This is a genomic window from Methylobacterium aquaticum (assembly GCF_016804325.1).
Classification (GTDB): domain Bacteria; phylum Pseudomonadota; class Alphaproteobacteria; order Rhizobiales; family Beijerinckiaceae; genus Methylobacterium; species Methylobacterium aquaticum_C.
The window spans coordinates 3,101,614-3,122,737 of sequence record NZ_CP043627.1; the positions used below are offsets into that span (position 1 = coordinate 3,101,614).

A 21,124-nucleotide genomic window follows, 5' to 3' on the forward strand; every position below is an offset into this window, starting at 1 on the left:
GGGGGGAACAGGACAGGCGCAACGGCCCGCCCGCGGGCGGCCGCGCGGTGTCCTGCCGTGAAGGATCTCGTCGCCGCCCTCGGCCTGGCGCTGGCCATCGAGGGCCTGCTCTGCGCCGCCTTCCCGGCGGCGATGCGCCGGGCGATGCAGGAGGCCGCCCAGAGCCCGATGGAGCGGATGCGCCTCGTGGGCCTCCTGTCGGCCGCGGCCGGCGTGGTCGTGGTCGGGGTGGTGCGCCTGCTGCTCGGCTGACGTTTGGGCCAAGGCGATGCGCCGGGACTTGAACCGGTCCGCCGGGAGACGATCTTAGAGGGGTTCCCGGCCGGTCGCCGGGGCTGCCCGGGCCGGGCGGACGGGGGCGGCGTGCCGCCTCTCCGCTTTCCAGGCCCGAACCGTTTCGACGATCCTTCCCAACGAGGTTCCCCGATGGCCGCTTCCTCGCGCCGTAACCCCGCCTTCGCGAGACGGCGCCTGCCCGCCCTCGCGGGGGCGCTCTTCGCGCTCTCCGTCGGCACGGCCGTCCTGCCGAGCGTCGCGCTGGCCAAGGGGCCGGCCTCGCTCGCCGATCTCGCCGAGCAGGTGACCGATGCGGTGGTGAACATCTCGGCCTCCACCACCGTGGAGGCGCGCGGCCGCACCCTGCCGCAATTGCCCCAGGGCACGCCGTTCGAGGACCTGTTCGAGGAGTTCTTCAACCGCCGCGGCCAGGGCGGCGGCGGGGGCGAGAGCCAGCCGCGGACGCCGCGCCGCTCGAACTCGCTCGGCTCCGGCTTCATCATCGATTCGTCGGGCATCGTGGTCACCAACAACCACGTCATCGGCGACGCCAACGACATCCAGGTGATCCTGCATGACGGCCGCAAGCTGAAGGCCGAGATCGTCGGCAAGGATCCGAAGATCGACCTCGCGGTGCTGCGGGTGAAGCCCGATCCGGACCGGCCGCTGAAGTCGGTGCCGCTCGGCAATTCCGACAAGATGCGGCCGGGCGACTGGGTGATCGCGATCGGCAACCCGTTCGGCCTCGGCGGCTCGGTCTCGGCCGGCATCGTCTCGGCCCGGGGCCGCAACATCGAGTCGGGTCCCTACGACAACTACATCCAGACCGACGCGGCCATCAACAAGGGCAATTCCGGCGGTCCGCTGTTCAACATGGACGGCGAGGTGATCGGCATCAACACGGCGATCCTGTCGCCGACCGGCGGCTCGGTCGGCATCGGCTTCGCGGTCCCGACCTCCACCGCCAGCCCGGTGATCGACCAGCTGCGCCAGTTCGGCGAGGTGCGCCGCGGCTGGCTCGGCGTGCGGATCCAGAACGTTGACGACACCACGGCGGAAGCGCTCGGCCTCAAGGGCGGCGCCCGCGGCGCGCTGGTCGCCGGCGTCGACGAGAGGGGCCCGGCCAAGACCGCCGGCCTCGAGGTCGGCGACGTGATCACCAAGTTCAACGGCGTCGAGGTCAAGAGCTCGAGCGACCTGCCCCGCATTGTCGCCTCGTCCCCGGTCGGCAAGGTCGTGGACGTCACCACGATTCGCAAGGGCCAGGAGCAGACCAAGCAGGTCACCCTCGGCCGCCTCGAGGACGGCGACAAGCTGCAGCAGCAGGCCGCCCTCAACCGCCCGCAGCCGGAAGCCGACGTCACCCGCCAGGCCCTGGGCCTCAACCTCACCGGTCTCTCCGACGAGGGGCGCAAGCGCTTCGGGGTGAAGGAGAGCGTCAAGGGCGTGCTGGTCACCCGGGTCGACCCGAACTCCAACGCCGCCGACAAGCGCATCCAGGCCGGCGACGTGATCGTGGAGGTCGGCCAGGAAGCCGTGACCTCGCCGGCCGACGTCACCCGCCGCATCGACCAGATCAAGAAGGACGGGCGGAAGTCGGCTCTGCTCCTCGTGTCCAACAAGGACGGCGAGGTGCGGTTCGTGGCGTTGAGCCTGGAGTAAGCGACGATTGCGCGGCGGGTTCTTCGCGGCCCGCCGCGCGTTTTTCGCGACCGGCTGTTTGATTTTGCTCCCACCGACTCGACACCCTCCGCGTCATTCCGGGCTCCGCGGCGCGGCCCCGGAATGACGAGGAGGGTCGCAGGAATGGGTTGAGGCCCGGCAGGCACCGTGACAATGCTTCATCTATCCGGAGCCTCTGAAGCATTCATCCCACCCTCTAACCTCATCCTGAGGTGTTAGTCGATCTCCGATCGACTAACACCTCAGGATGAGGTTAGAGGGTGGGATGATCTCGCCGTCTCAAGTCTTGGGTAGATAATCCTGCTCAAACAGGCTCTGAGGCCGTGGATGGATGGGGCCATAGGAACGGTCGGTCGTGAGTGAGCGCCAGCGAACCGGGTCCACCGACGGGGGCCCGGCTCCTCGCACCCTACTTCTGCGCGTCGATCAGCGGCGACCAGGTCGGGTCGGACGCGTAGGACGGCGTCGGGACCGGCTGCTCGACCTTGCCGGTGATGTCGACCATGTAGAGCTTGCCGCCGGCCTGGCCGCCGGGATCGCGGAAGAAGATCAGGTACTGGCCGTTCGGCGCCCAGGTCGGGCCCTCGTTGTGGAAGCCCTCCGTCAGCACCCGCTCGCCCGAGCCGTCGGGCTTCATGATGCAGATCGCGAACGAGCCCTTCCGCTGGCGGGTGAAGGCGATGTAGTCGCCCCGCGGGCTCCAGGCCGGCTGCGAGGCCGAGCCGTCGCCGAAGGTCAGGCGGCGCGGGTTCGAGCCGTCGGCGCCCATGACGTAGACCTGCTGCTGGCCGCCGCGGTCGGATTCGAACACGATCTCGCGCCCGTCCGGCGAGAAGGACGGCGAGGTGTCGATGGCGTTGGCGTTGGTGATCCGGGTCTGCGCCTTGGAGGCGAGGTCCATCACGTAGATGCTGGCATTGCCGCCGTCCTGGTCGCTCATCACCAGGCGGCGCCCGTCCGGCGAGAAGCGCGGGCTGGTGCTCATCTCGGCATTGGTCGGGATCACCTGCCGGGCGCCGGTCGACAGGTTGATCACCTGCACCCGCGGCTGCTGGCCGGTGACCTGGGCCATGTAGGTGATGTCCTGGGTCGAGGGCGAGTAGCGCGGCGCCACCACCGAGGCCTCGCCGCTCGTCAGGTAGCGCACGTTGGCGCCGTCCTGGTCCATGATGGCGAGGCGCTTGCGGCGATGCTCCTTCGAGCCGGACTCGTCGACGAAGGCGACGCGGGTGTCGAAGAAGCCGCCGATGCCGGTGATCTTGGTGTAGACCGCGTCCGAGATCAGGTGGCCCATGCGGCGCGCATTGGCGCCGTCGCCGGCATATTGCTGGCCGACCATCTGCTGGCCCGAAAGCACGTCCCAGAGCCGGAACTCGGCCTTGAGCCGGCCCGACCCGTCGCGGATGACCCGGCCGGTGACGAGGCCCTGCACGCCGGCCTCCTTCCAGGCGGCGAAGTTGGGCGCGGCGTCGAAGTTCGGGCTCTCGGGGAAGCGCGCCTTCTCGACCGGCGTGAAGTAGCCGGAGCGCTTCAGGTTGTTGGTGACGATGCCCGACAGGGTCGGCCCGAGGCTCGGATCGCCGGAGAAGTCGGCGATGGCGATCGGCATCGGCTGGAAGGCGCCGCCGGGGCCGATGCGCAGGTTGAGCTGCGCCTGGGCGGGCGAGGCGAAGCCCGAGACGAGGCCGGCGGCGAGGCACAGCCACAGGACAGCGGAGAGCGCGAAACGCAATCGCGAAGGAGAGTGCATGGAGGGGACGTCCATCGTGGGGTGAGGCAGGCGGCCGGGGGGCTTTCTTAGGCTCGCGGCAGCTCGAACTCGGCGTTGATGACCCGCCAGTCGTTGTAGAACGGGGCGAACTGGGACGGGATGCGGAAGGGCGCGCAGCGCCGCACCGCCCGCACCGCGGCCTCGGCGATCGAGCGGTCGACCGCGCTGCCGCCGGCCCGCAGGATGCGCGGATCGGTGGTGAGCGACCCGTCGGGGTTCAGGCGGATGTCGAGCTGCGGCAGCACGATGCCCTGCGCGGCGCCCGGAGGCGCCGAGTAGCAGCGCTCGATCTGCTGCTGGAGCAGGCCGACCAGGGCGTCGCGCTGGCTCGGGTTGAGGCGCTGCGACGTGCCGGTGGCGGCGCCGAGCGCCGCCGTGCGCTGGACCTCGCGGCCGGTGGCGCCGGTCGATTGCGACGGGCCGTGCGCGGCCAGCATGTCGCGGATCGAGCCCGAATTGAACTTGGCGGCGAGCTCGGCCTGGCGCCTGGCCTTGGCCTCGGCGGCGGCCTTGGCCTTCGCCTCCGCCATGGCCTTGGCTTTTGCTGCGGCCTCGGCCTTCGCCTTGGCCTCCGCGGCGGCGTGGGCCTTGGCCTCGGCTTCCGCCTTGGCTTGCGCCTTCGCTTCGGCTTCCGCCTCGGCCTTCGCTTCCGCCTCGGCTTTCCGGGCCTCCGCTTCGGCCTTGGCCTCGGCGCGGGCCTTGGCTTCCGCCTTGGCCTTGGCCTCGGCGACCGCCTTGGCCTTCGCCTCGGCCTCCGCTTGAGCCTTCGCCTTGGCTTCGGCCTCTGCCTCCGCCTTGGCTTCGGCCTTGGCTTTCGCCTCGGCGTCGGCGCGGGCCTTGGCTTCGGCCTTGGCCTTGGCAGCCGCCTTCTCGGCGGCGGCCTTTTCGGCCGCTGCCTTGGCCTCGGCCAGCTCCTCGCGCCGGATCGCCTCGGCCTCGGCCTTCTCGGCGGCGGCCTTTTCCGCCGCGGCCTTGGCCGCTTCCTTGGCGGCCACCGCCGCCGCCTTCTCGGCCGCCGCCTTTGCAGCTTCCTTCGCGGCTTCCTTCGCGGCTTCCTTGGCCGCGGCCTTGGCCGCTTCCTTGGCGGCCTCGCGCGCCGCTTCCTTGGCCGCCTCCTTGGCCTCGCGCTCGGCTTCCGCCTTGGCTTCGGCGCGCGCGTCGGCCTCCGCCTTGGCCTTCGCGGCGGCGGCAGCCGCCGCAGCCTTTTCGGCGTCGGCCTTGCTGGTGTCGGGACGGGCCGGCGGCATCGGGGCGGGTTCGGGCTGTTCGAGGGCCGGGCGCAGGGGCGGCGTCGGCATCTCCTCGGCGTTGGCGACCTTGATCTCCGGCGGGCGCGTCGGCGGCGTCGGCACGTTGGCCTTGGCCTCGCCGGGATCGTTCTCCTGCTGCTTGTCGGCGACGCGGTCGGCGCGCGGGCTCTTGGCCGGGGCGTCGCCGTCGCGCTGGCCCTTGGTCAGTTCCGAAAACTGGTTCTCGGTGATGACCTCGACCGGTACGCCCTCCTCGGCCTGCGGCAGCGTGTGCGAGGCGGCGGCGAACAGCGCCAGCCCGATCAGCACCACGTGCGCGCCGGCCGAGACCCAGACGCCGGGCTCGGACCTGTCGAAGGGAAACGCCACCGGAGAACCCCGCCCTGAACTAACGCTGGTCGGGCTCGGTCACGAGGGCGACCTTCTTGAAGCCGCCGCCCGTCACGATCGCCATCACCTGGGCGACGCGGCCGTAATCGACCCGCTTGTCGCCGCGCACGAACACCCGCTCCTCGAACCCGTCCTTGGCGGCCGACGACAGCTTGGCGACGATGGTGTCGTCGGTGAGCTCGTCCTCGCCGAGGAAGACCTGGCCGGTCTGGCGGATCGACAGGGTGATCGGCTTCGAATCCTGGTTGAGCGGCGCGGCCTTGGTCTGCGGCAGGTCGAGGGGCACGCCGACCGTCATCATCGGCGCGGCGACCATGAAGATGATCAGGAGCACCAGCACGACGTCGATGAACGGCGTCATGTTGATCTCGTTGATCGCGCCGCCCCGCCGGCCGCGCCGACGGCGCCCGCCGCCCTGTGCCGCTCCGGAGGCCATGCCCATCGCTCAATCCTTCCTGAGAGGTCGCGGGGATCAGGCCGCCAGCGCCATGCGCTCGTCGATCTGGCGCGACAGGATCGCCGAGAACTCGTCGGCGAAGCCCTCGAGGCGCCCCTGCGCCTTGGCGACCGAGGCCTGGAGCTTGTTGTAGGCGAGCACCGCGGGGATCGCCGCGAACAGGCCGATCGCGGTGGCGAACAGGGCCTCGGCGATGCCCGGCGCGACGACCGCCAGCGAGGTGTTCTTGGAGGCGGCGATCGAGGTGAACGCCGTCATGATGCCGAACACCGTGCCGAACAGGCCGATATAGGGACCGGCCGAGCCGATCGAGGCCAGGAACAGCAGGCGCGATTCCAGCCGCTCGACCTCGCGCTGGATCGTCACGTCGAGCACCTTGTCGATGCGCTGGCCGAGGCTGCGGATCGAGCGGCCGGAGCCCTCGTAGGAGCGGCGCCACTCGCGCATCGCGGCGACGAACAGGGCGGCGAGCCCGGTCGCCGGCTTGTCGTTATAGGCGCGGAAGAGTTCCTCCAGCGGCCGGCCGGACCAGAACTCCTCCTCGAAGGCGTCCATCTCGGCCTTGGCGCGGCGGAACAGCAGCGTCTTGTCGACGATGATGGACCAGCACCAGATCGAGGAGCCGAGCAGGCCGAGCATCACCACCTTCACGACGAAGTGGGCCTGCCAGAACAGGCCGAACATCGTGATCTCGACCACGGGCATCGCCTGGGCGGCATCGGCGGGATTCATGCGGCTCATCCTCGCGTCCCGGGCCGATGAACGGCCCTCGGGCACTCCAACCGGGATCGGGGCTTTGCGTATCGTGGTTCGATCGCGCCCGAATCTGTCGAAAGTATGGGCCGCCGCTCCGGAAAGAGCGTTCGCCCGCCGCGAGTTAAGCCCCCGGCAGGGTTAAGGAATGGTGAGCGCGGTCCTTCAGCGGCGCGTCAGCGTGCGGCGCAGGGCCTCCGGCAGGCGCACGGCGCGGCCGTCGCGCACGCAGGCCACCACCACCTCGGCGCGCACCAGGACCTCGTCGCCGCGGCGCACCTCCTGGTCGAGATGCATCGAGGCGCCGCGCAATTCCCGCGTTGCGGTCAGCACGGTCAGCGCATCGTCCATCCGGGCGGGCTTGAGGTAGTCGAGGCTCATCCGCCGCACCACGAAGACGAGGCCGTCGGCTTCCCGGTGCAGGTCGGACTGGTCGCCGGCCAGCCCGCGCAGCAGTTCGGTCCGGCCCCGTTCCATGAAGCGCAGGTAGCTCGCATGGTAGACGAAGCCGGAGAAATCCGTGTCCTCGTAGTAGACGCGCAAGGAAAGGGCGTGGGCGTCCGGGGGTAGGGGTTCGGTCACGCGGCGATCGTCCTTCTTGCTCAACGTCTGCTCACCTTGCGAGGCTTTGCGAAGAATTCTGTTATCCCACCCTCCGCCTCATCCTGAGGTGTCAGTCCATCACCGATGGACTGACCTCGAAGGAGGGCTCCAGGGATCGCAGGGGCTTCTGGAGCCCTCCTTCGAGGCTCACTCCGTTCGCACCTCAGGATGAGGTCGTGGATGGGATGGGTCGTAGAGAGGATGAGACATGCGCGTCGAGCAGACGATCACGTCAAGCCGTCTGTCAGACGGAGGCCCCCGCCCCCAGCTCCACCACCACGATCTCCGGCGGGACCCCGATGCGGATCGGCGCGATGCTCAACCCCAGGCCTCCGGAGATCACCAGGTCGCTCGCCTCGCGGACATGGCCGTAGACGTAGCGGGGATTGCGCGAGGCCACCACCGGCGACCAGCCGAACAGCCGCACCTGGCCGCCATGGGTGTGGCCCGACAGGGTCAGCGCCACCCGGGCCGGGACACGGGCGAAGATGTCGGGCTCGTGGGCCAGCAGGATCACCGGCGCGCCGTCCGGCACCGCCGCCAGAGTCTTGGGCAGGTCGTGCAGGCCGACCCGCCCCTGACCGGTCCGGCGCCGGACCGGCAGCAGGGCGAGCTGGTCCTCGAGCCCGGCGAGCCAGACCGGCCCGGCCTTTGTCGCGAGCGGAACCGCCTCGTTCGACAGCACCCGGATGCCGTTCTCGGAGAGCGCCGTGCCGGCGATGGTCGGGCCGTGCCCGCGGCGCAGGGCCTCCTTGTCCTCCCACCAGTCGTGGTTGCCGAGCACCGCGTAGACGCCGAGCGGCGCCGTGAGCCGGCCCAGCACCGGCGCCCATTCGGCGGCGGGCACGGTGCGGGTGACGTAGCGCTGGCCGGCCATGAAGTCGCCCACCAGCACCACGAGATCGGCCCCGAGCGCGTTGGTCGCCGCCACGATCCCGGCGATGCGCTCCGCGCTCATCCAGGGCTCGCAGGCATGGATGTCGGTGAGCACGGCGATGCGCAGCGTGAGTCCCGCCGGCCAGGGCGCGGCGGGGTTGGGCGTGATCGCGTAACGGGTCACGACCTGCCGGAACGGCTCGATCCCGGTGGCGTAGGCGCCGGTGCTGACGCCTGAGAGCGCGACGGCGCCCGCGCCCTGGAGCACCCGGCGGCGGGTGAGCAGGCGGTAGCCCCTCCCCGCCTCACGCATCCTCGTCCCCGCCGGTGAACAGCCCGAACTGCACGGTCCCGTCGCGCTTCGGCTCCGGCAGGCCGAGATGGCGGAAGGCGTGGGCGGTCAGAACCCGGCCGCGCGGCGTGCGCTGCACGAAGCCCTTCTGGATCAGGTAGGGCTCGATGATCTCCTCGATCGCGTCGCGGGGCTCCGAGAGCGCCGCAGCGATCGTCTCGACCCCGACCGGCCCGCCGTTGAACGAGTGCGCGATGAGGGTGAGGTACTTGCGGTCCATCGTGTCGAGGCCGGCGGGATCGACGTCGAGGAGCCGGAGCGCCCGGTCGGCGATGGCCCGGGTGATGGTGGGCGCATCCTCCACGATGGCGAAGTCGCGCACCCGCCGCAGGAGCCGCCCGGCGATGCGCGGCGTGCCGCGCGCCCGCTTGGCGATCTCGTTGGCGCCGTCCGGCGCCATGCCGATGCCGAGCACCCGGGCGCCGCGGCTGACGATGAGTTCGAGTTCGTCGATCTCGTAGAATTCGAGCCGGACCGGGATGCCGAAGCGGTCGCGCAGCGGCGTGGTCAGGAGCCCCGCCCGGGTGGTGGCGGCAACCAGGGTGAATTTCGGCAGTTCGATCTTCACCGAGCGGGCCGCCGGCCCCTCGCCGATGATGAGGTCGAGCTGGTAATCCTCCATCGCCGGATAGAGGATTTCCTCCACCGCCGGGTTGAGGCGGTGGATCTCGTCGATGAAGAGGACGTCGCGCTCTTCGAGATTCGTGAGCTGCGCGGCCAGATCCCCCGCCTTGGCGATGACCGGGCCTGAGGTCGAGCGGAAGTTCACCCCGAGCTCGCGGGCGACGATCTGGGCGAGCGTGGTCTTGCCGAGGCCCGGGGGACCGACGAACAGCACGTGGTCGAGGGCCTGGCCGGTCTTCTTCGCCGCGTCGATGAACACCTGGAGATTGGCGCGGGCCGCCCTCTGGCCGGTGAAGTCGGCCAGGCTGAGCGGCCGGATCGAGGCTTCGACGTCGTCCTCGCGGCGCTCGGGGGTGAGGAGGGCTTTGCTGGGCTTGCTCAACGCGGGACCTGACGGTGTGCATCATCGGCGGCGCGAGGCCGGCGGCGCCCGCATGCCGGATGTAATCGCTGCCTCGTGTCGCACAACGCGACCGATCGCGCTACGCTGCGGCGCCCCTGACCTGGAGAGCTTCCTGCGTGACGACCCCTGAGCCCGCGACGCCGGACCGGGCGCCGCCCCGGCCCGTCACCCTGGGGCAGGCCCTGCCGGTCTGGCTGCGGGTCGCCGCCCTGTCCTTCGGCGGGCCGGCCGGGCAGATCGCGGTGATGCACCGGGTGCTGGTCGAGGAGAAGCGCTGGATCTCCGAGAACCGCTTCCTGCACGCCCTCAACTTCTGCACCCTGTTGCCCGGGCCGGAGGCGCAGCAGCTCGCCACCTATGTCGGCTGGCTGATGCACGGGGCCCGGGGCGGTCTCCTGGCCGGCGGGCTGTTCGTGCTGCCGGGGCTTCTCGCCATCATGGCCCTGAGCTGGGTCTACGTGCTGTACGGCGAGGCCGGGCCGGTCGCCGGCCTGTTCTTCGGCCTCAAGGCCGCGGTGCTCGCCATCGTGCTCGAGGCGGTGCAGCGCATCGGCCGGCGGGCCCTGCGCGGCCCGGTGATGACCGGGCTCGCCGCCGCCGCCTTCGTGGGCATCTTCTTCCTCAATGTGCCGTTCCCGCTCGTCGTCGTGGCGGCGGGCCTCGTCGGCTTCCTCGGCGGCCGGGCCGGGCATCCGGCCTTCCGCCCCGGCGGCGGCCACGCGGCGGGAGCGGGCGACGGTCCCTACCTGTTCGGCGACGACGCGCTGCCGCGCGAGCGCACCACCTGGCGCGCGACGGCCACTACCTTCGCGATCTGGGCGGCGATCTGGCTCGTCCCGGTCGCCGCGCTGCTCCTGCTGCCGGGGCCGGACGACGTCTTCTCCCGCATCGCGGTGTTCTTCTCCAAGATGGCGCTGGTGACCTTCGGCGGCGCCTATGCGGCGCTCGCCTACGTGGCGCAGGCCGCGGTGGAGCAGTATGGCTGGATGCGCCCCGGCGAGATGCTCGACGGCCTCGGCATGGCCGAGACCACCCCCGGCCCGCTCATCATGGTGACGCAGTTCGTCGGTTTCCTCGCCGCCTATCGGGCGCCCGGGGCGCTCTCGCCCCTCGCCGCAGGCACGCTCGGGGGCTTGCTGACCACCTGGGTCACCTTCGCGCCCTGCTTCCTGTGGATCTTCGTCGGCGCCCCTTACGTCGAGCGCCTGCGGGGGCACGCGGCGCTGGCCGGCGCGCTCTCGGCGATCACCGCGGCGGTGGTCGGCGTGATCCTCAATCTGGCGGTCTGGTTCGCACTCCACACGCTGTTCCGGACCCTGCGTCCGGTGACGTTCGGGCCGCTCAAGCTCGACGTGCCGGTGCTCGCGAGCGTCGACCCCTACGCGCTCGCTCTCGCGCTCGCCGCGATCGTGGCGGTGTTCCGGTTCAAGGCCGGGATGATCCCGGTGCTCGCGGCCTGCGCGGCGGCGGGGATGGGGTTGCGGCTGGCGGGGCTGATCTGAACCTCGAATCCCAAACTCGAGTGAATGCTCTTTTCTTTCATCCCACCCGCAACCTCATCCTGAGGTGCGAACGGAGTGAGCCTCGAAGGAGGGCTCCAGAAGTCGCGGTGATTTCTGGAGTCCTCCTTCGAGGTCAGTCGATCTCCGATCGACTAACACCTCAGGATGAGGTTTCGGATTGGATCGATGGGGCTCTCGTATCCCTCCGCCGCTCGGGAAAAACGGCCTCAGAACTCCATGTCCAGCTCCTCGATCTCCTCCGGCTCGTCGGCCGCCGCAGCGGTCCAGTCGCGCATCAGGTCCCAGTCCATGATCGTGTCGCGGTAGGCGGCGCAATCGGGCGGCAGGGCGACGCCGTAGGTAACGAAGCGGGTGCAGACGGGGGCGTACATCGCGTCCGCCACCACCGGGCGGTCGCCGAACAGATAGGGCCCGCCATGGGCCTTCAGCGCCTCCTGCCAGATCTCGATCACCCGGGCGATGTCGGCCTGGGCGCCGCCCCAGAGCTTGAAGTCGCTGTAGCGGGCGCGCAGGTTCATCGGCAGGGCCGAGCGCAGGTTGATGAAGCCGCCATGCATCTCGCCCGAGATCGAGCGCGACCAGGAGCGGGCGGCGAGGTCGTCGGGCAGGAGGCGGGCCTCCGGCCGCACCTCGGTGAGGTACTGGGCGATGGCGAGCACGTCCCAGACCCGCACCGCGCCGTGGGTCAGCCGCGGCACCAGGAACGAGGGCGTGAGGTGCAGGAGCTCGGCCCGGCTCGCCGGATCGCCGGACAACACCTCCACGTCGAGGTCGAGCCCCGCCATGCGGCAGAGCAGCCAGCCCCGCAGCGACCAGGACGAATAGTTGCGGCTTGAGATCGTCAGCGTCGCCTCGGCCATCGCGTCTCCTCCCCGGGCCGGTGTCGCGCGGCCCGTCTGCCCCTGGATTCCCGTCCCGCCGATCCAAGACTCGTGCCGAAGAACATCGGCCGATCGACGTGCCCGCAGGCGCGCAATCTCCGCACAAGTTAGCCGGACCTAGACTGCACCCGACACTGACTTGGCACGAGGGTCGCATCCCGGATGCGGGGATGCCTCTCGCGCTCCGCCGAAAGTCCGGTCGCGGGAGGAGGAAGCCGTGCCCTACGCTTGTCGCCGGGCCGCATCCCGCGCGTGTCCGTGAGGGAGAGCCCGGGCCGATGCTGTACGATGCCTTCGAGGTCCAGTCGGATTTCGTCACCGCCACCCGCGCCTGGGGGCGGATGCTGCACCAGGGCGCGGCGCCCTGGACGAGCGGCGGCTACGGCGCGGCGACCTGGGTCTCCGCCGCCGCCCGGATGATGATGCGGGCCGGCCTCACCCACGCGCGGCCCTCCTACGGGATCGAGACCCTGCGGATCGGCAACCGCGAGGTGCCGGTCACCGAGGAACCGGTGCTCTCCACCCCCTTCGGCACGCTCTTGCGCTTCCGGAAGGACATGGTCAGCGAGCAGCCCCGGGTGCTGGTGGTGGCGCCCCTGTCGGGGCATTTCGGCACGCTCCTGCGCGGCACGGTGCGCACCCTGCTTAACGACCACGACGTCTACATCACCGACTGGCACAATGCCCGCGACGTGCCGCTCGGCGCCGGCCGGTTCGGCTTCGACGACTACGTCGCCCATCTGGTGCAGTTCCTGGAGGCGATCGGCGACGGCGCCCACATCGTGGCGGTGTGCCAGCCCTGCGTGCAGGCGCTCGCGGCGGCCGCGGTGATGGCCGAGAGCCGCAACGCGGCGCAGCCGGCGAGCATGACCCTGATGGCCGGCCCGGTCGACACGCGGATCAACCCGACCAAGGTCAACGAGCTCGCCACCTCGAAGCCGATCGACTGGTTCGAGCGCAACCTGATCGCCACCGTGCCGCGCCGCCATGCCGGCGCCGGGCGCCGGGTCTATCCGGGCTTCATGCAGGTCGGGGCCTTCATGTCGATGAACGCCGCGCGCCACATGCACGGCCATCTCGACCTGTTCTGGCACCTCGCCGAGGGCGAGGGTGCCCCGGAAGCGAAGGCCAAGGCCGAGCAGATCGAGACCTTCTACGACGAGTATTTCGCCGTGCTCGACCTCGCGGCGGAATTCTACCTCGAAACGGTCAAGACCGTGTTCCAGGACGCCACCCTGGCCCAGAACAAGCTGACCTTCCGCGGTGCGCCGATCGACATGCGGGCGATCCGCAAGACCGCCCTGATGACGGTGGAGGGCGAGCGCGACGACATCTGCGCCGTCGGCCAGACCGTTGCCGCGCACGACCTCTGCACCGGCCTGAAACCCTTCCGCAAGAGCCACCACCTCCAGGCCGGCGTCGGCCATTACGGGGTGTTCTCCGGCCGCAAGTGGGAGGGCCAGACCTACCCGCTGGTGCGCAACTTCATCCAGGCCAACGCGTGATCCCACGATCTTGATCTCCGGACGCCGCCGCCTATCTGCTGCGGCGTCCCGCACGAGGCCCGTTTCGGGTCCGTAGCCGCTCAAATTTCGGTCAGGCGGCCACTCCCCGGTTGGAAGTCCTGGCGGAGTGGTGTAAGGCCCCGATCAGGCGCATACCGTGCGCCGACAGCTTGCGCCGGGCTCCGGTGCGACCGCGATGCGACCTCAGCCCCTCCCGGTCCGTGACAGGTCCGGGCCGTGGGCGCATTTCGGTTGGCCGGGCAGGCAGCCATCCGGGCGCGTTCCGCGCAAGGTCGGCCACGATTCTGGATTTAGACAAAAAGGACATACACCCTTGCAGGTACTCGTTCGGGACAACAACGTCGATCAGGCTCTCCGCGTCCTCAAGAAGAAGATGCAGCGCGAGGGCATCTTCCGCGAGATGAAGCAGCGCAAGGCCTACGAGAAGCCGTCGGTGCGCAAGGCCCGCGAGAAGGCGGAAGCCGTCCGCCGCGCCCGCAAGCAGGCCCGCAAGACCGCCATCCGTGAGGGCCTGATCGCCGCTCCGAAGCCCAAGCCCCGCGTCGGCGGTCCCCGTCGTCCGGGCATGGCCCCGTCGGCTCCGGCCCCGGCCGCCGCTCCGGCCGCCTCGGCCTGAAGCCAGCAATCGGCGCCCCGCCTTCGGGTGGGGCCTCGATCGGACAACGAGCCCGACGCCGCGAGGCGTGCGGGCTCTTGTCGTGTGCGTCACGCCGCGTGAGTGGCCCGCTCGGCCTCGACCAGGACGTCGAGGGGCCGCCACGGCTTCTGCATGTAGACCGCATGGTCCGGCACGGATTGCGCCGCCCCCGGCCGCGAGGTCACCACCAGGCGCACGTCCGGCCAGTCCCGCTCCACCGTGCGGGCGAGGGTGGCCCCGTCCATGTCGCCGGAGAGCTGCATCTCCGTGAACAGCAGCGCGACCTCGGAGCCGTGCTCGCGCATCACCGCCAGGGCGTCGGCGGCGCTGTCGCAGGCGATCACGTCGAGATCGGTCTCCTCCAGGATCGCCGCGGCGAAATCCCGAACGGATTCGTCGTCCTCCACCACGACGGCGATCGACGGGGTGGGTGCTGCTCTGCCCATGAAGCCTCCTGTAGTCCTTGACGATTTATTTGAATGATTTCTTGAGTCCCGGGTCTTCGTGAGTGCTCGGGATTGGTGTCGGGCCGCCCGGCGCATCGCCGCGCCGCCCCGAGGCGCGAGGCGCCAGGGACGAGCGGAACCGACAGGACGGAAACCCCGGCGCGATGCGTGGCCGGCACAAGGGACGCAAACCGACGACGCAAACGCGCCTGCGCCAGCATCAACGACTCAATGCTGACATTGATCCCGGCAAAAGGTCTACCCTCGTTCGGGCTTGTGATGCGCGCCGCGCATGACCGGACCTGACCCAACGGCATTGCCCGCATCTTGGGCATGGGCCTTGGGCATATGGGGAACCTTCGTGCATGCTGCGGTGCATTAACGACCTGTTCACCGTCCGGGGCGGAATGTTACGGTTCGATGAAGGCGGCGGACGAGGCACGGCCCGGAGCGGGACCGGCCGCCGCCGCGGGAGGTGAAGAGCCGATGTGCCGCTTCCTCGCCTACCACGGCGACCCGGTCTATCTCGACGAACTGGTCTGCGCGCCGACCCATTCCCTCGTGCACCAGTCGCTGCACGCGACGGAGGCCCAGACCGAGACCAACGGCGACGGTTTCGGCATCGGCTGGTACGGCGAACGGCCCGAGCCCGGCCTCTACCGCGACGTGCGGCCGGCCTGGTCCGACGAGAACCTGCGCAGCCTCTCCCGGCAGATCCGCGCCCGCACCTTCTTCGCCCATGTCCGCGCCTCGACCGGCACCGCGACCACCCGGGCGAACTGCCATCCCTTCGCCCATGGCCGCCACCTGTTCATGCATAACGGCCAGATCGGCGGCTATGCGCGCATCCGCCGTCGGCTCGAGGCGATGATCCCGGACGCGCTCTACGAGGCGCGCCAGGGCTCGACCGATTCGGAGGCCCTGTTCCTCCTCGCGCTGGCGCACGGCCTCGACCGGGATCCCGTCGGCGCCATGGCGGCGAGCCTGTCGGCCGCCGGCGGCCTGATGCGCGAGGCGGGGATCGACGAGCCCCTGCGCTTCACCGCCGTGCTCACCGACGGCGAGAGTCTCACCGCGTTCCGCTGGGCCTGCGACGGCCGCCCGCCGAGCCTGTACTGGCGCGAGACCGGCACCGGCCTCGCCGTCGTCTCCGAGCCGATCGACGGCCTGCGCGCCGGCTGGTCCGAGGTGCCGAAGGGCGGCACGCTCCTGGCACGGGCCGGCGAGCCGGTGCGGGTGGTCGGGCCGGATCAGGTGGGATTCCGGGCGGCGGCGTGAGAGCCGGCTCGATCCGACTGACAGTTTCGACACCCTCCCCGTCATTCCGGGGCCGCGACAGCGGAGCCCGGAATGACGGGGAGGGTTTAGTGCATGTATAGAACAACCAGGCAGGTTTTCTATTCGTGATTTACTGCAAAAATTGATGGAAAATCAAATATTCTTGTTATGACAAGATCCCTTGGCGCATCCAGGTGTTTTGCCTTGCGCTTCCCGGCGTAAACGCGCAGATAAACGACCATGCTCATCGCCGATGGGCGACGACGTAACGATGCGCGCATATCCGGCAGAGGGAATCGGCTACGGGCCAAACAGGTCGCTATGAACGATTTCCAAGGCCGGCATGGCGGCGCGTTAGTGTGCATATTTTAAATATATTTTGCAATTAGTATTCTGCGAGATCTTATAATGAGCTATATATTTGATGGCCGCCATGGACGCGATAATATTGTGCGACGCCTCCTCCGGCCGGCCGGTGGCGCCCCGTGAAACGGCGCATCTTCCTCGCGGCCGTGGGCACCCATGGCGACATCCTGCCGACCCTCGCCATCGCGGCGGCCCTCCAGGCGCGGGGCACCCGGTGCAGGTCGCGGCACCCGAGCCGTTCCGGCCGCTCGCGAACCATGCCGGCCTCGCCTTCCACCCCCTCGGCACCGCGGCGGATTTCGCCCGGGCCGTCGGGCAGGCGGAGCTGTGGCGTCCGGTCCGCGGCGCGCGGGCCATGCTCGAGGCCGTCACTGCGGCGATCGCCCCGACCTATGACTGGCTCGAGGCCGAGGCCGGTCCCGACGACCTCGTCGTCGCCTCCACCCTGGCGCTCGGCGCGCGGCTGGCCCAGGAGCATCGCGGGCTGTCGCTCGCCACCCTCCACCTGATGCCGATGCTCATCGAGAGCCGGTTCGCCCCACCCCGCCTGCCCGGCCTGCCGCTGCCCCGGTGCCTGCCCGCCTCCTTGCGCCACGCGCTCGGCCGCGGTGCCGACCGCTTCGTCCTCGGCCCGGCGACGCTCCCGGCCCTGAACGCCGTCCGTGCCCGCCTCGGCCTCGACCCGGTGCGGCGCCTGCGCCACTGGTGGCACAGCCCCGAGCGCGTCCTGCTCGCCGTGCCCGACTGGTATGCCCCGCCCCAGCCCGATTGGCCGCCCCAGATCGTCCAGGTCGGCTTTCCCCTCGCCGACACCTTCGGCGACGCCGCGGCGCTCGCCCCCGACCTTGCCGCCTTCCTGCGCGCCGGGCCGGCGCCGGTCGCCGTCACCTACGGCTCGGCGATGGCCGGCGCGCACAAATTCTTCGCCGCCGCCGTGGAGGCGTGCCGGCGCTCCGATCGCCGCGCGATCCTGCTCGCCGGCCGGGCCGAGGAGATCCCGACCCACCTGCCGCCCGGCGTGATCCACGTGCCCTACGCGCCGCTGAGCCGGCTCCTGCCGGACTGCGCGGCCCTGGTGCATCATGGCGGGGTCGGCACGGTGGCGCAGGCGCTGGCGGCCGGCTGCCCGCAACTGATCGTGCCGGTGGCGTTCGACCATGCCGACGAGGCCGAGCGGGTGGCGTGGCTCGGGGTCGGGCGGTCGCTGCCGCGACGGCTCTTCACGGCCGGGCGGGCGCGGCGGGCGATCGAGGAACTGGTAAGCTCGCCTGTCGTGGCGGAGGCCTGCCGCGAGGTCCAGGTGCTGGCGCGTGCCGAGAACGGGGTCGCGCAGGCCTGCGACGCCCTGCTCCGCCCGCCGACACCCGCGCCCCTGCCCGGCACCGCCGAGCCCGGCCCGGCGGCGGCTCCGTCCCGGAGGAGCCGCGGCGCGGTGCCGTCCGGCCAGACCCTGTGCCTGTGCCTGGTCGTCCGGGACCGGGCGCCGCTGCTTCGCGCCTGCCTCGACAGCGTGCGCCCGCTGATCGATTCCTGGGTCGTCGTCGATGCCGGCTCCACCGACGGCAGCCAGGACGTGGTCCGGCGTGCGCTGGCCGGCCTGCCCGGCGCCCTGCACGAGCGGCCGGGGGAGACCTTCGCCCGGGCCCGCGCCGAGGCGCTGGATCTCGCCCGCCGTCACGGCACCTACTGCCTCCTGATCGAGGCCGAGGAGCGGCTCGACGTCCCGAGCGGCACCAGGCCGCCGGTGCTCGCCGCCGACAGCTATACCCTGGACGTCGCCTGCGGCGACACGGTCAGCCGCCGGCCGCGGATCCTGCGCACCGCCCTGCCCTGGCGCTACGACGGGGTGATCCCCGAGACCCTCGCCTGCGCCACGGCGGACACCGCCGGGCATCTGCCGGGACCGATCCTTCGCCGACCTTGCGCCGGGCGGCGCGATTCCGAGGCCGGCCGGCTCGCCATCGCGGCGGTCGAGGCCGCCCTGGCCGCGGCGCCGACCCCGCGTCTCGCCGCGCACTACACCTTCCACCTCGCCCTGCTTCACCGGGATCGCCGCGAGACCGACGCGGCGATCGCGCGGTTCCTGGAACGGGCCGACCAGGGTTTTTCGCCCGACGAGGTCTACGTGGCGCTGCTCGAGGCCGGCCGTCTGATGCAGCGGGCCGGACGGCCGCTGGCGGCGGTGCTGGCGCCCCTCGACCGGGCGATGGCGCTGATCCCCACCCGCGCCGAGGCGCCGCATGCCGCCAGCGGCGCCTGCCGGATGCACGCCGATCACGCCCGCGCCACCCGCTACGCCGTCCTCGCCGCCGGCATGCCGAGGCCCGAGCACGGGTTGTTCCTGGAGCCCTGGATCTACGCCTACGGCGCCCTGGACGAAGTGGCGGTCAACGCCTACTGGGCCGGCGACGACCGCACGAGCCTGGAGGCGACCTTGCGGGCGCTCGCCTCCGGCGCGGTGCCCGAGGACCAGCGCGCCCGCTTCCTGGCCAATACCCGCTTCCCCCTGGACCGGCTCGCCGGTGGCGTCGCGCAATGTACACGACAGTGCGCGAAGGAGTAGCGTAGACGCCATGCTGCCAAGCTGCCACCGCACGCGGTGTCCGGGCCTGCCCTCCGTAAGTCAGATGCCGCGGGGCGAAGCAGTGCGGACGGGATATGCGAAGTGTTCATAATTTGACATAAAAATTGCAACTGCCACGATTTTCCTGGAATCCCTTAAGGGCGATACAATTCATTGGAGCGATCAGGGTTCCGAGAAATGTTTTGTTTACAAATGTGGGCGGGATATGCTCAAATTACAGGGTCGGCAGCAGGGGCAGACACAATGATTTTTTGGAGAAGATCCTCAACCAAAAATCAAACAAACTCTGATGGCTCCAAAGTCGAAGAAAAGGACGACGAAGAATTTGTCGTCAATGGCACGCTTGTGTGCATATGCGTTGTGGGCGCGGTGGTGATATTGGGTCCTGCCGGTGGAGGCGCCGCGCTGCTAAAGATGGCAGCCGGAAAGGCAGTTGCCGCCAAGGTGGCGGCAAAAGTAGGTGTGGCGGCCTTAGCGTAAGGCCATGAACCTGAGCGCCATCTAGTTTGGCGTTAGAATATGGTCACGGTGCGCGACCCATGAGTAAGAGCGTGTCGAAAGCAAGGGGTAGAGGGCGCGTTGGTGGCGCCGATCGATTTGCTTCAGAGTCGTGCGCTTACTTGCTGTCGTGTGCCGTGGCTTTGCAATCAGGCGGGTGTCTAGGTTTCTGATTTAGCTGCATCGTATGCGACGATTTGCTGTCCACTTCTTCGCGTGTTGCTTTTAGACGCCGTCTGGCCCTCACGCCGCCCGCACCTCCCCCAGGAACGCCGTGACCGCGTCCGCCAGCAGGGCCGAGTTCTGTGCCAGAACCCCGGCCACCGCCCGGACCTGGTCCGATTGCGCGGCGCTCGCCAGCGAGGCGGTGCGGACTTGGTCGATGCTCTCGGCGACCCTGCGGGCCTCGGTGCCGGCGCGGTCGATGTTGCGGCCGATCCCGTCGCTCGTCGTCGCCTGGTCCAGCATCGCGCCGCGGATCTCGTCGGCGAGCCGGCTCGTCTCCCCGACCGCGTCGATGATCGCGCCGATCTCCTCGGCGGTGTGCCGGGTCGCGCCCTGGATCGCGGCGATCTGGGCGGCGATCCGGTCGGTCGCCGCCGCGGTCTGGCCGGCGAGCGCCTTGACCTCGCCGGCCACCACCGCGAAGCCCCGGCCCGCGGCCCCGGCCCGCGCCGCCTCGATCGTGGCGTTCAGCGCCAGCAGGTTGGTCTGCTCGGCGATGGTGCGGATCAGGTCGGCGGCCTCGCCGATCTCGCCCGACGCGCTCACCAGCCGCCCCACCGTGTCGGCGGTGGCCCGGCTGCGGGCGAGCGTCGCGTTCGCCATCTCGCTCGCCCGGCCGACCCGTCCGCCGACGCCGGCGGCCGATTCCGAAAAGTGCCGGAACGCGCCCTCCACCTCCGCCACGGCCTGCGCGGCGACGCCGGCGGCGCCGGTGACTGCCGCCGACTGGTGCTCGACCTCGTGCGCCGCCCGCGACAGCACGTCGGCGGTCAGCTCCATCTCGCGGGTCGAGGCGTCCAGCGCCTCGGCCGCCTGCGAGGCCCGGGCCTCGAAGGCCCGGCAGGCCCCGTCCAGCCGCTCGGCCCGAAGTCGCTCGGTCCCGGCCCGGGCCCGCTCCGCATCCTGCGCCGCGCCCTGCTCGCGCAGGGCCGCCTGGAACACCGCGATGGAAGCCGCCATCTCGCCCATCTCGTCGCGCCGCCGGGTGAACGGCACCGTCACCGCCAGGTCCCCGGCGCTCAGGGAGAGCATCGTGCGGCGCAAGGCGCCGAGCGGGCGCTGCACCTGCGTCAGGCTCACCCAGGCCGCGCCCGCGATGGCGATGGCGAGCCCGAGGGCCGGCACCGCGACGAGGGCCACCGCCTCCCGGGCCCTGGCCCGGGCCACCGCCTCGCGCTCGCCCTCGAGCCGCGCGAGCACCGCGTCGCCCAGCGCCAGGATTTTCTTCACCATCCGCTCCCGGCTCCGGATTGTCGCCTCGTCGGCGGCCTGGATCTGCGCCGCCTTGGGCGAGAGCGTCCGGCCGAGCTCCGCCGTGTCGCGCTGGTAGGCCAGGAATTCCTGCAGGGTCAGCGAGAGCGTCCGCGCCTCGCCCTCGTCGAGAGAGGGGTTGAGCGCCGCGAAGAAGGCCGGGCGCTCGGCCTCGACCGCCGCGATCGCCGCGTCCAGCGCCCCGAACTTCTGCTTGGCCTCGGCGACGTCCTCGGCCGCCGTGAGGGCCTGCACCGTCACCACCACGTGCTCGATCCCCTGCGCGAGGGTGCGGGTGTGGAATGCCGCCTCCCAGGCCGCCTCCACGGCGTTCGCGCGGCGCTGCTCGTTCTGCGACAGGGAAATCGCGAAGGCGGCGATGCCGGCGGCGACGAGAATGGGCAGGCCGACGACGATGCCGAGCTTCCGGCCTAACGTGAAACGCATGGGAACACCGAGGGATGCTGTGAT

Annotated in this window: 17 protein-coding genes; 7 read left to right on the top strand and 10 right to left on the bottom strand. The window is 70.6% G+C overall.

All coding sequences use genetic code 11. The annotated features are described in order from the left end of the window. Window positions 1–57 precede the first annotated feature (57 nt). Together F1D61_RS14100 and F1D61_RS14105 are read left to right on the top strand one after the other, a co-directional pair. On the top strand, window positions 58–252 hold the full coding sequence (locus F1D61_RS14100; RefSeq protein ID WP_203158548.1) for a DUF2065 domain-containing protein: 195 nt from the start codon (window positions 58–60) through the stop codon (window positions 250–252). A gap of 174 nt (window positions 253–426) precedes the next feature. Continuing rightward, the gene (locus tag F1D61_RS14105) at window positions 427–1,938 is read left to right on the top strand and encodes a DegQ family serine endoprotease (protein ID WP_203158549.1); all 1,512 of its coding nucleotides are present in this window, start codon (window positions 427–429) and stop codon (window positions 1,936–1,938) included. A 430-nt stretch (window positions 1,939–2,368) separates the two neighbouring features. Here F1D61_RS14105 and tolB read toward each other — a convergent pair whose 3' ends face one another. From tolB to ruvB, 7 genes are all read right to left on the bottom strand, one after another. Continuing rightward, window positions 2,369–3,724 carry a Tol-Pal system beta propeller repeat protein TolB gene (tolB, locus tag F1D61_RS14110; RefSeq protein WP_432443266.1) on the bottom strand — a complete coding sequence of 452 codons (1,356 nt, stop codon included), beginning with the start codon at window positions 3,722–3,724 and terminating at the stop codon, window positions 2,369–2,371. A 32-nt stretch (window positions 3,725–3,756) separates the two neighbouring features. Beyond that, window positions 3,757–5,349 carry a cell envelope integrity protein TolA gene (gene tolA / locus F1D61_RS14115; protein ID WP_203158551.1) on the bottom strand — a complete coding sequence of 531 codons (1,593 nt, stop codon included), beginning with the start codon at window positions 5,347–5,349 and terminating at the stop codon, window positions 3,757–3,759. A 19-nt stretch (window positions 5,350–5,368) separates the two neighbouring features. Further along, complete coding sequence (locus F1D61_RS14120) at window positions 5,369–5,812, bottom strand: ExbD/TolR family protein (RefSeq protein WP_064503996.1); 444 nt, start codon at window positions 5,810–5,812, stop codon at window positions 5,369–5,371. Between the two features lie 30 nt (window positions 5,813–5,842). Then, window positions 5,843–6,559 (bottom strand): protein TolQ, encoded by a 717-nt coding sequence (gene tolQ / locus F1D61_RS14125; RefSeq protein WP_203158552.1) that lies wholly within the window; start codon window positions 6,557–6,559, stop codon window positions 5,843–5,845. A gap of 186 nt (window positions 6,560–6,745) precedes the next feature. After that, entirely contained in the window at window positions 6,746–7,162 is a 417-nt protein-coding gene (gene ybgC / locus F1D61_RS14130) for a tol-pal system-associated acyl-CoA thioesterase (RefSeq protein WP_203158553.1), read from the bottom strand. Window positions 7,163–7,427: 265 nt separating this feature from the next. Beyond that, window positions 7,428–8,372 (bottom strand): metallophosphoesterase, encoded by a 945-nt coding sequence (locus F1D61_RS14135; protein WP_203158554.1) that lies wholly within the window; start codon window positions 8,370–8,372, stop codon window positions 7,428–7,430. Continuing rightward, on the bottom strand, window positions 8,365–9,417 hold the full coding sequence (gene ruvB / locus F1D61_RS14140; RefSeq protein WP_203158555.1) for a Holliday junction branch migration DNA helicase RuvB: 1,053 nt from the start codon (window positions 9,415–9,417) through the stop codon (window positions 8,365–8,367). The genes F1D61_RS14135 and ruvB overlap by 8 nt, the downstream gene beginning before the upstream one ends. Before the next feature lie 137 nt (window positions 9,418–9,554). Between ruvB and chrA the strand changes: the two genes are divergently transcribed. After that, a complete protein-coding gene (gene chrA / locus F1D61_RS14145) occupies window positions 9,555–10,940 on the top strand; it encodes a chromate efflux transporter (protein ID WP_203158556.1) in 1,386 nt (461 codons plus the stop codon). 227 nt (window positions 10,941–11,167) lie between these two features. On the opposite strand, the gene F1D61_RS14150 is transcribed toward chrA, so the two are convergent. Beyond that, window positions 11,168–11,821 carry a glutathione S-transferase gene (locus F1D61_RS14150; protein ID WP_203158557.1) on the bottom strand — a complete coding sequence of 218 codons (654 nt, stop codon included), beginning with the start codon at window positions 11,819–11,821 and terminating at the stop codon, window positions 11,168–11,170. Window positions 11,822–12,120: 299 nt separating this feature from the next. Here F1D61_RS14150 and F1D61_RS14155 point away from each other — a divergent pair, with 299 nt between their 5' ends. Both F1D61_RS14155 and rpsU read left to right on the top strand, forming a co-directional pair. Beyond that, a complete protein-coding gene (locus F1D61_RS14155; protein ID WP_203158558.1) occupies window positions 12,121–13,347 on the top strand; it encodes a polyhydroxyalkanoate depolymerase in 1,227 nt (408 codons plus the stop codon). Window positions 13,348–13,681: 334 nt separating this feature from the next. Then, complete coding sequence (gene rpsU / locus F1D61_RS14160) at window positions 13,682–13,984, top strand: 30S ribosomal protein S21 (RefSeq protein WP_203158559.1); 303 nt, start codon at window positions 13,682–13,684, stop codon at window positions 13,982–13,984. A gap of 89 nt (window positions 13,985–14,073) precedes the next feature. On the opposite strand, the gene F1D61_RS14165 is transcribed toward rpsU, so the two are convergent. Further along, window positions 14,074–14,451: a response regulator gene (locus F1D61_RS14165; RefSeq protein WP_203158560.1), complete on the bottom strand. Its 378-nt coding sequence runs from the start codon at window positions 14,449–14,451 to the stop codon at window positions 14,074–14,076. Between the two features lie 486 nt (window positions 14,452–14,937). Between F1D61_RS14165 and F1D61_RS14170 the strand changes: the two genes are divergently transcribed. Beyond that, window positions 14,938–15,729 carry a class II glutamine amidotransferase gene (locus F1D61_RS14170; protein WP_203158561.1) on the top strand — a complete coding sequence of 264 codons (792 nt, stop codon included), beginning with the start codon at window positions 14,938–14,940 and terminating at the stop codon, window positions 15,727–15,729. Window positions 15,730–16,309: 580 nt separating this feature from the next. Then, entirely contained in the window at window positions 16,310–18,658 is a 2,349-nt protein-coding gene (locus tag F1D61_RS34205) for a nucleotide disphospho-sugar-binding domain-containing protein (protein WP_246775881.1), read from the top strand. Between the two features lie 762 nt (window positions 18,659–19,420). Here the strand turns inward: F1D61_RS34205 and F1D61_RS14185 are convergent. Further along, on the bottom strand, window positions 19,421–21,100 hold the full coding sequence (locus F1D61_RS14185) for a methyl-accepting chemotaxis protein (protein WP_203158562.1): 1,680 nt from the start codon (window positions 21,098–21,100) through the stop codon (window positions 19,421–19,423). Window positions 21,101–21,124 lie beyond the last annotated feature (24 nt).

Coding starts and splice junctions, on each gene's coding strand:
- F1D61_RS14165 (WP_203158560.1), bottom strand. CDS start 14,451: ATGGGCAGAGCAGCACCCACCCCGTCGATCGCCGTCGTGGTGGAGGAC.
- tolQ (WP_203158552.1), bottom strand. CDS start 6,559: ATGAATCCCGCCGATGCCGCCCAGGCGATGCCCGTGGTCGAGATCACG.
- F1D61_RS14120 (WP_064503996.1), bottom strand. CDS start 5,812: ATGGGCATGGCCTCCGGAGCGGCACAGGGCGGCGGGCGCCGTCGGCGC.
- F1D61_RS14150 (WP_203158557.1), bottom strand. CDS start 11,821: ATGGCCGAGGCGACGCTGACGATCTCAAGCCGCAACTATTCGTCCTGG.
- F1D61_RS14105 (WP_203158549.1), top strand. CDS start 427: ATGGCCGCTTCCTCGCGCCGTAACCCCGCCTTCGCGAGACGGCGCCTG.
- F1D61_RS14170 (WP_203158561.1), top strand. CDS start 14,938: ATGTGCCGCTTCCTCGCCTACCACGGCGACCCGGTCTATCTCGACGAA.
- F1D61_RS14185 (WP_203158562.1), bottom strand. CDS start 21,100: ATGCGTTTCACGTTAGGCCGGAAGCTCGGCATCGTCGTCGGCCTGCCC.
- F1D61_RS14155 (WP_203158558.1), top strand. CDS start 12,121: ATGCTGTACGATGCCTTCGAGGTCCAGTCGGATTTCGTCACCGCCACC.
- F1D61_RS14135 (WP_203158554.1), bottom strand. CDS start 8,372: ATGCGTGAGGCGGGGAGGGGCTACCGCCTGCTCACCCGCCGCCGGGTG.
- tolB (WP_432443266.1), bottom strand. CDS start 3,724: ATGGACGTCCCCTCCATGCACTCTCCTTCGCGATTGCGTTTCGCGCTC.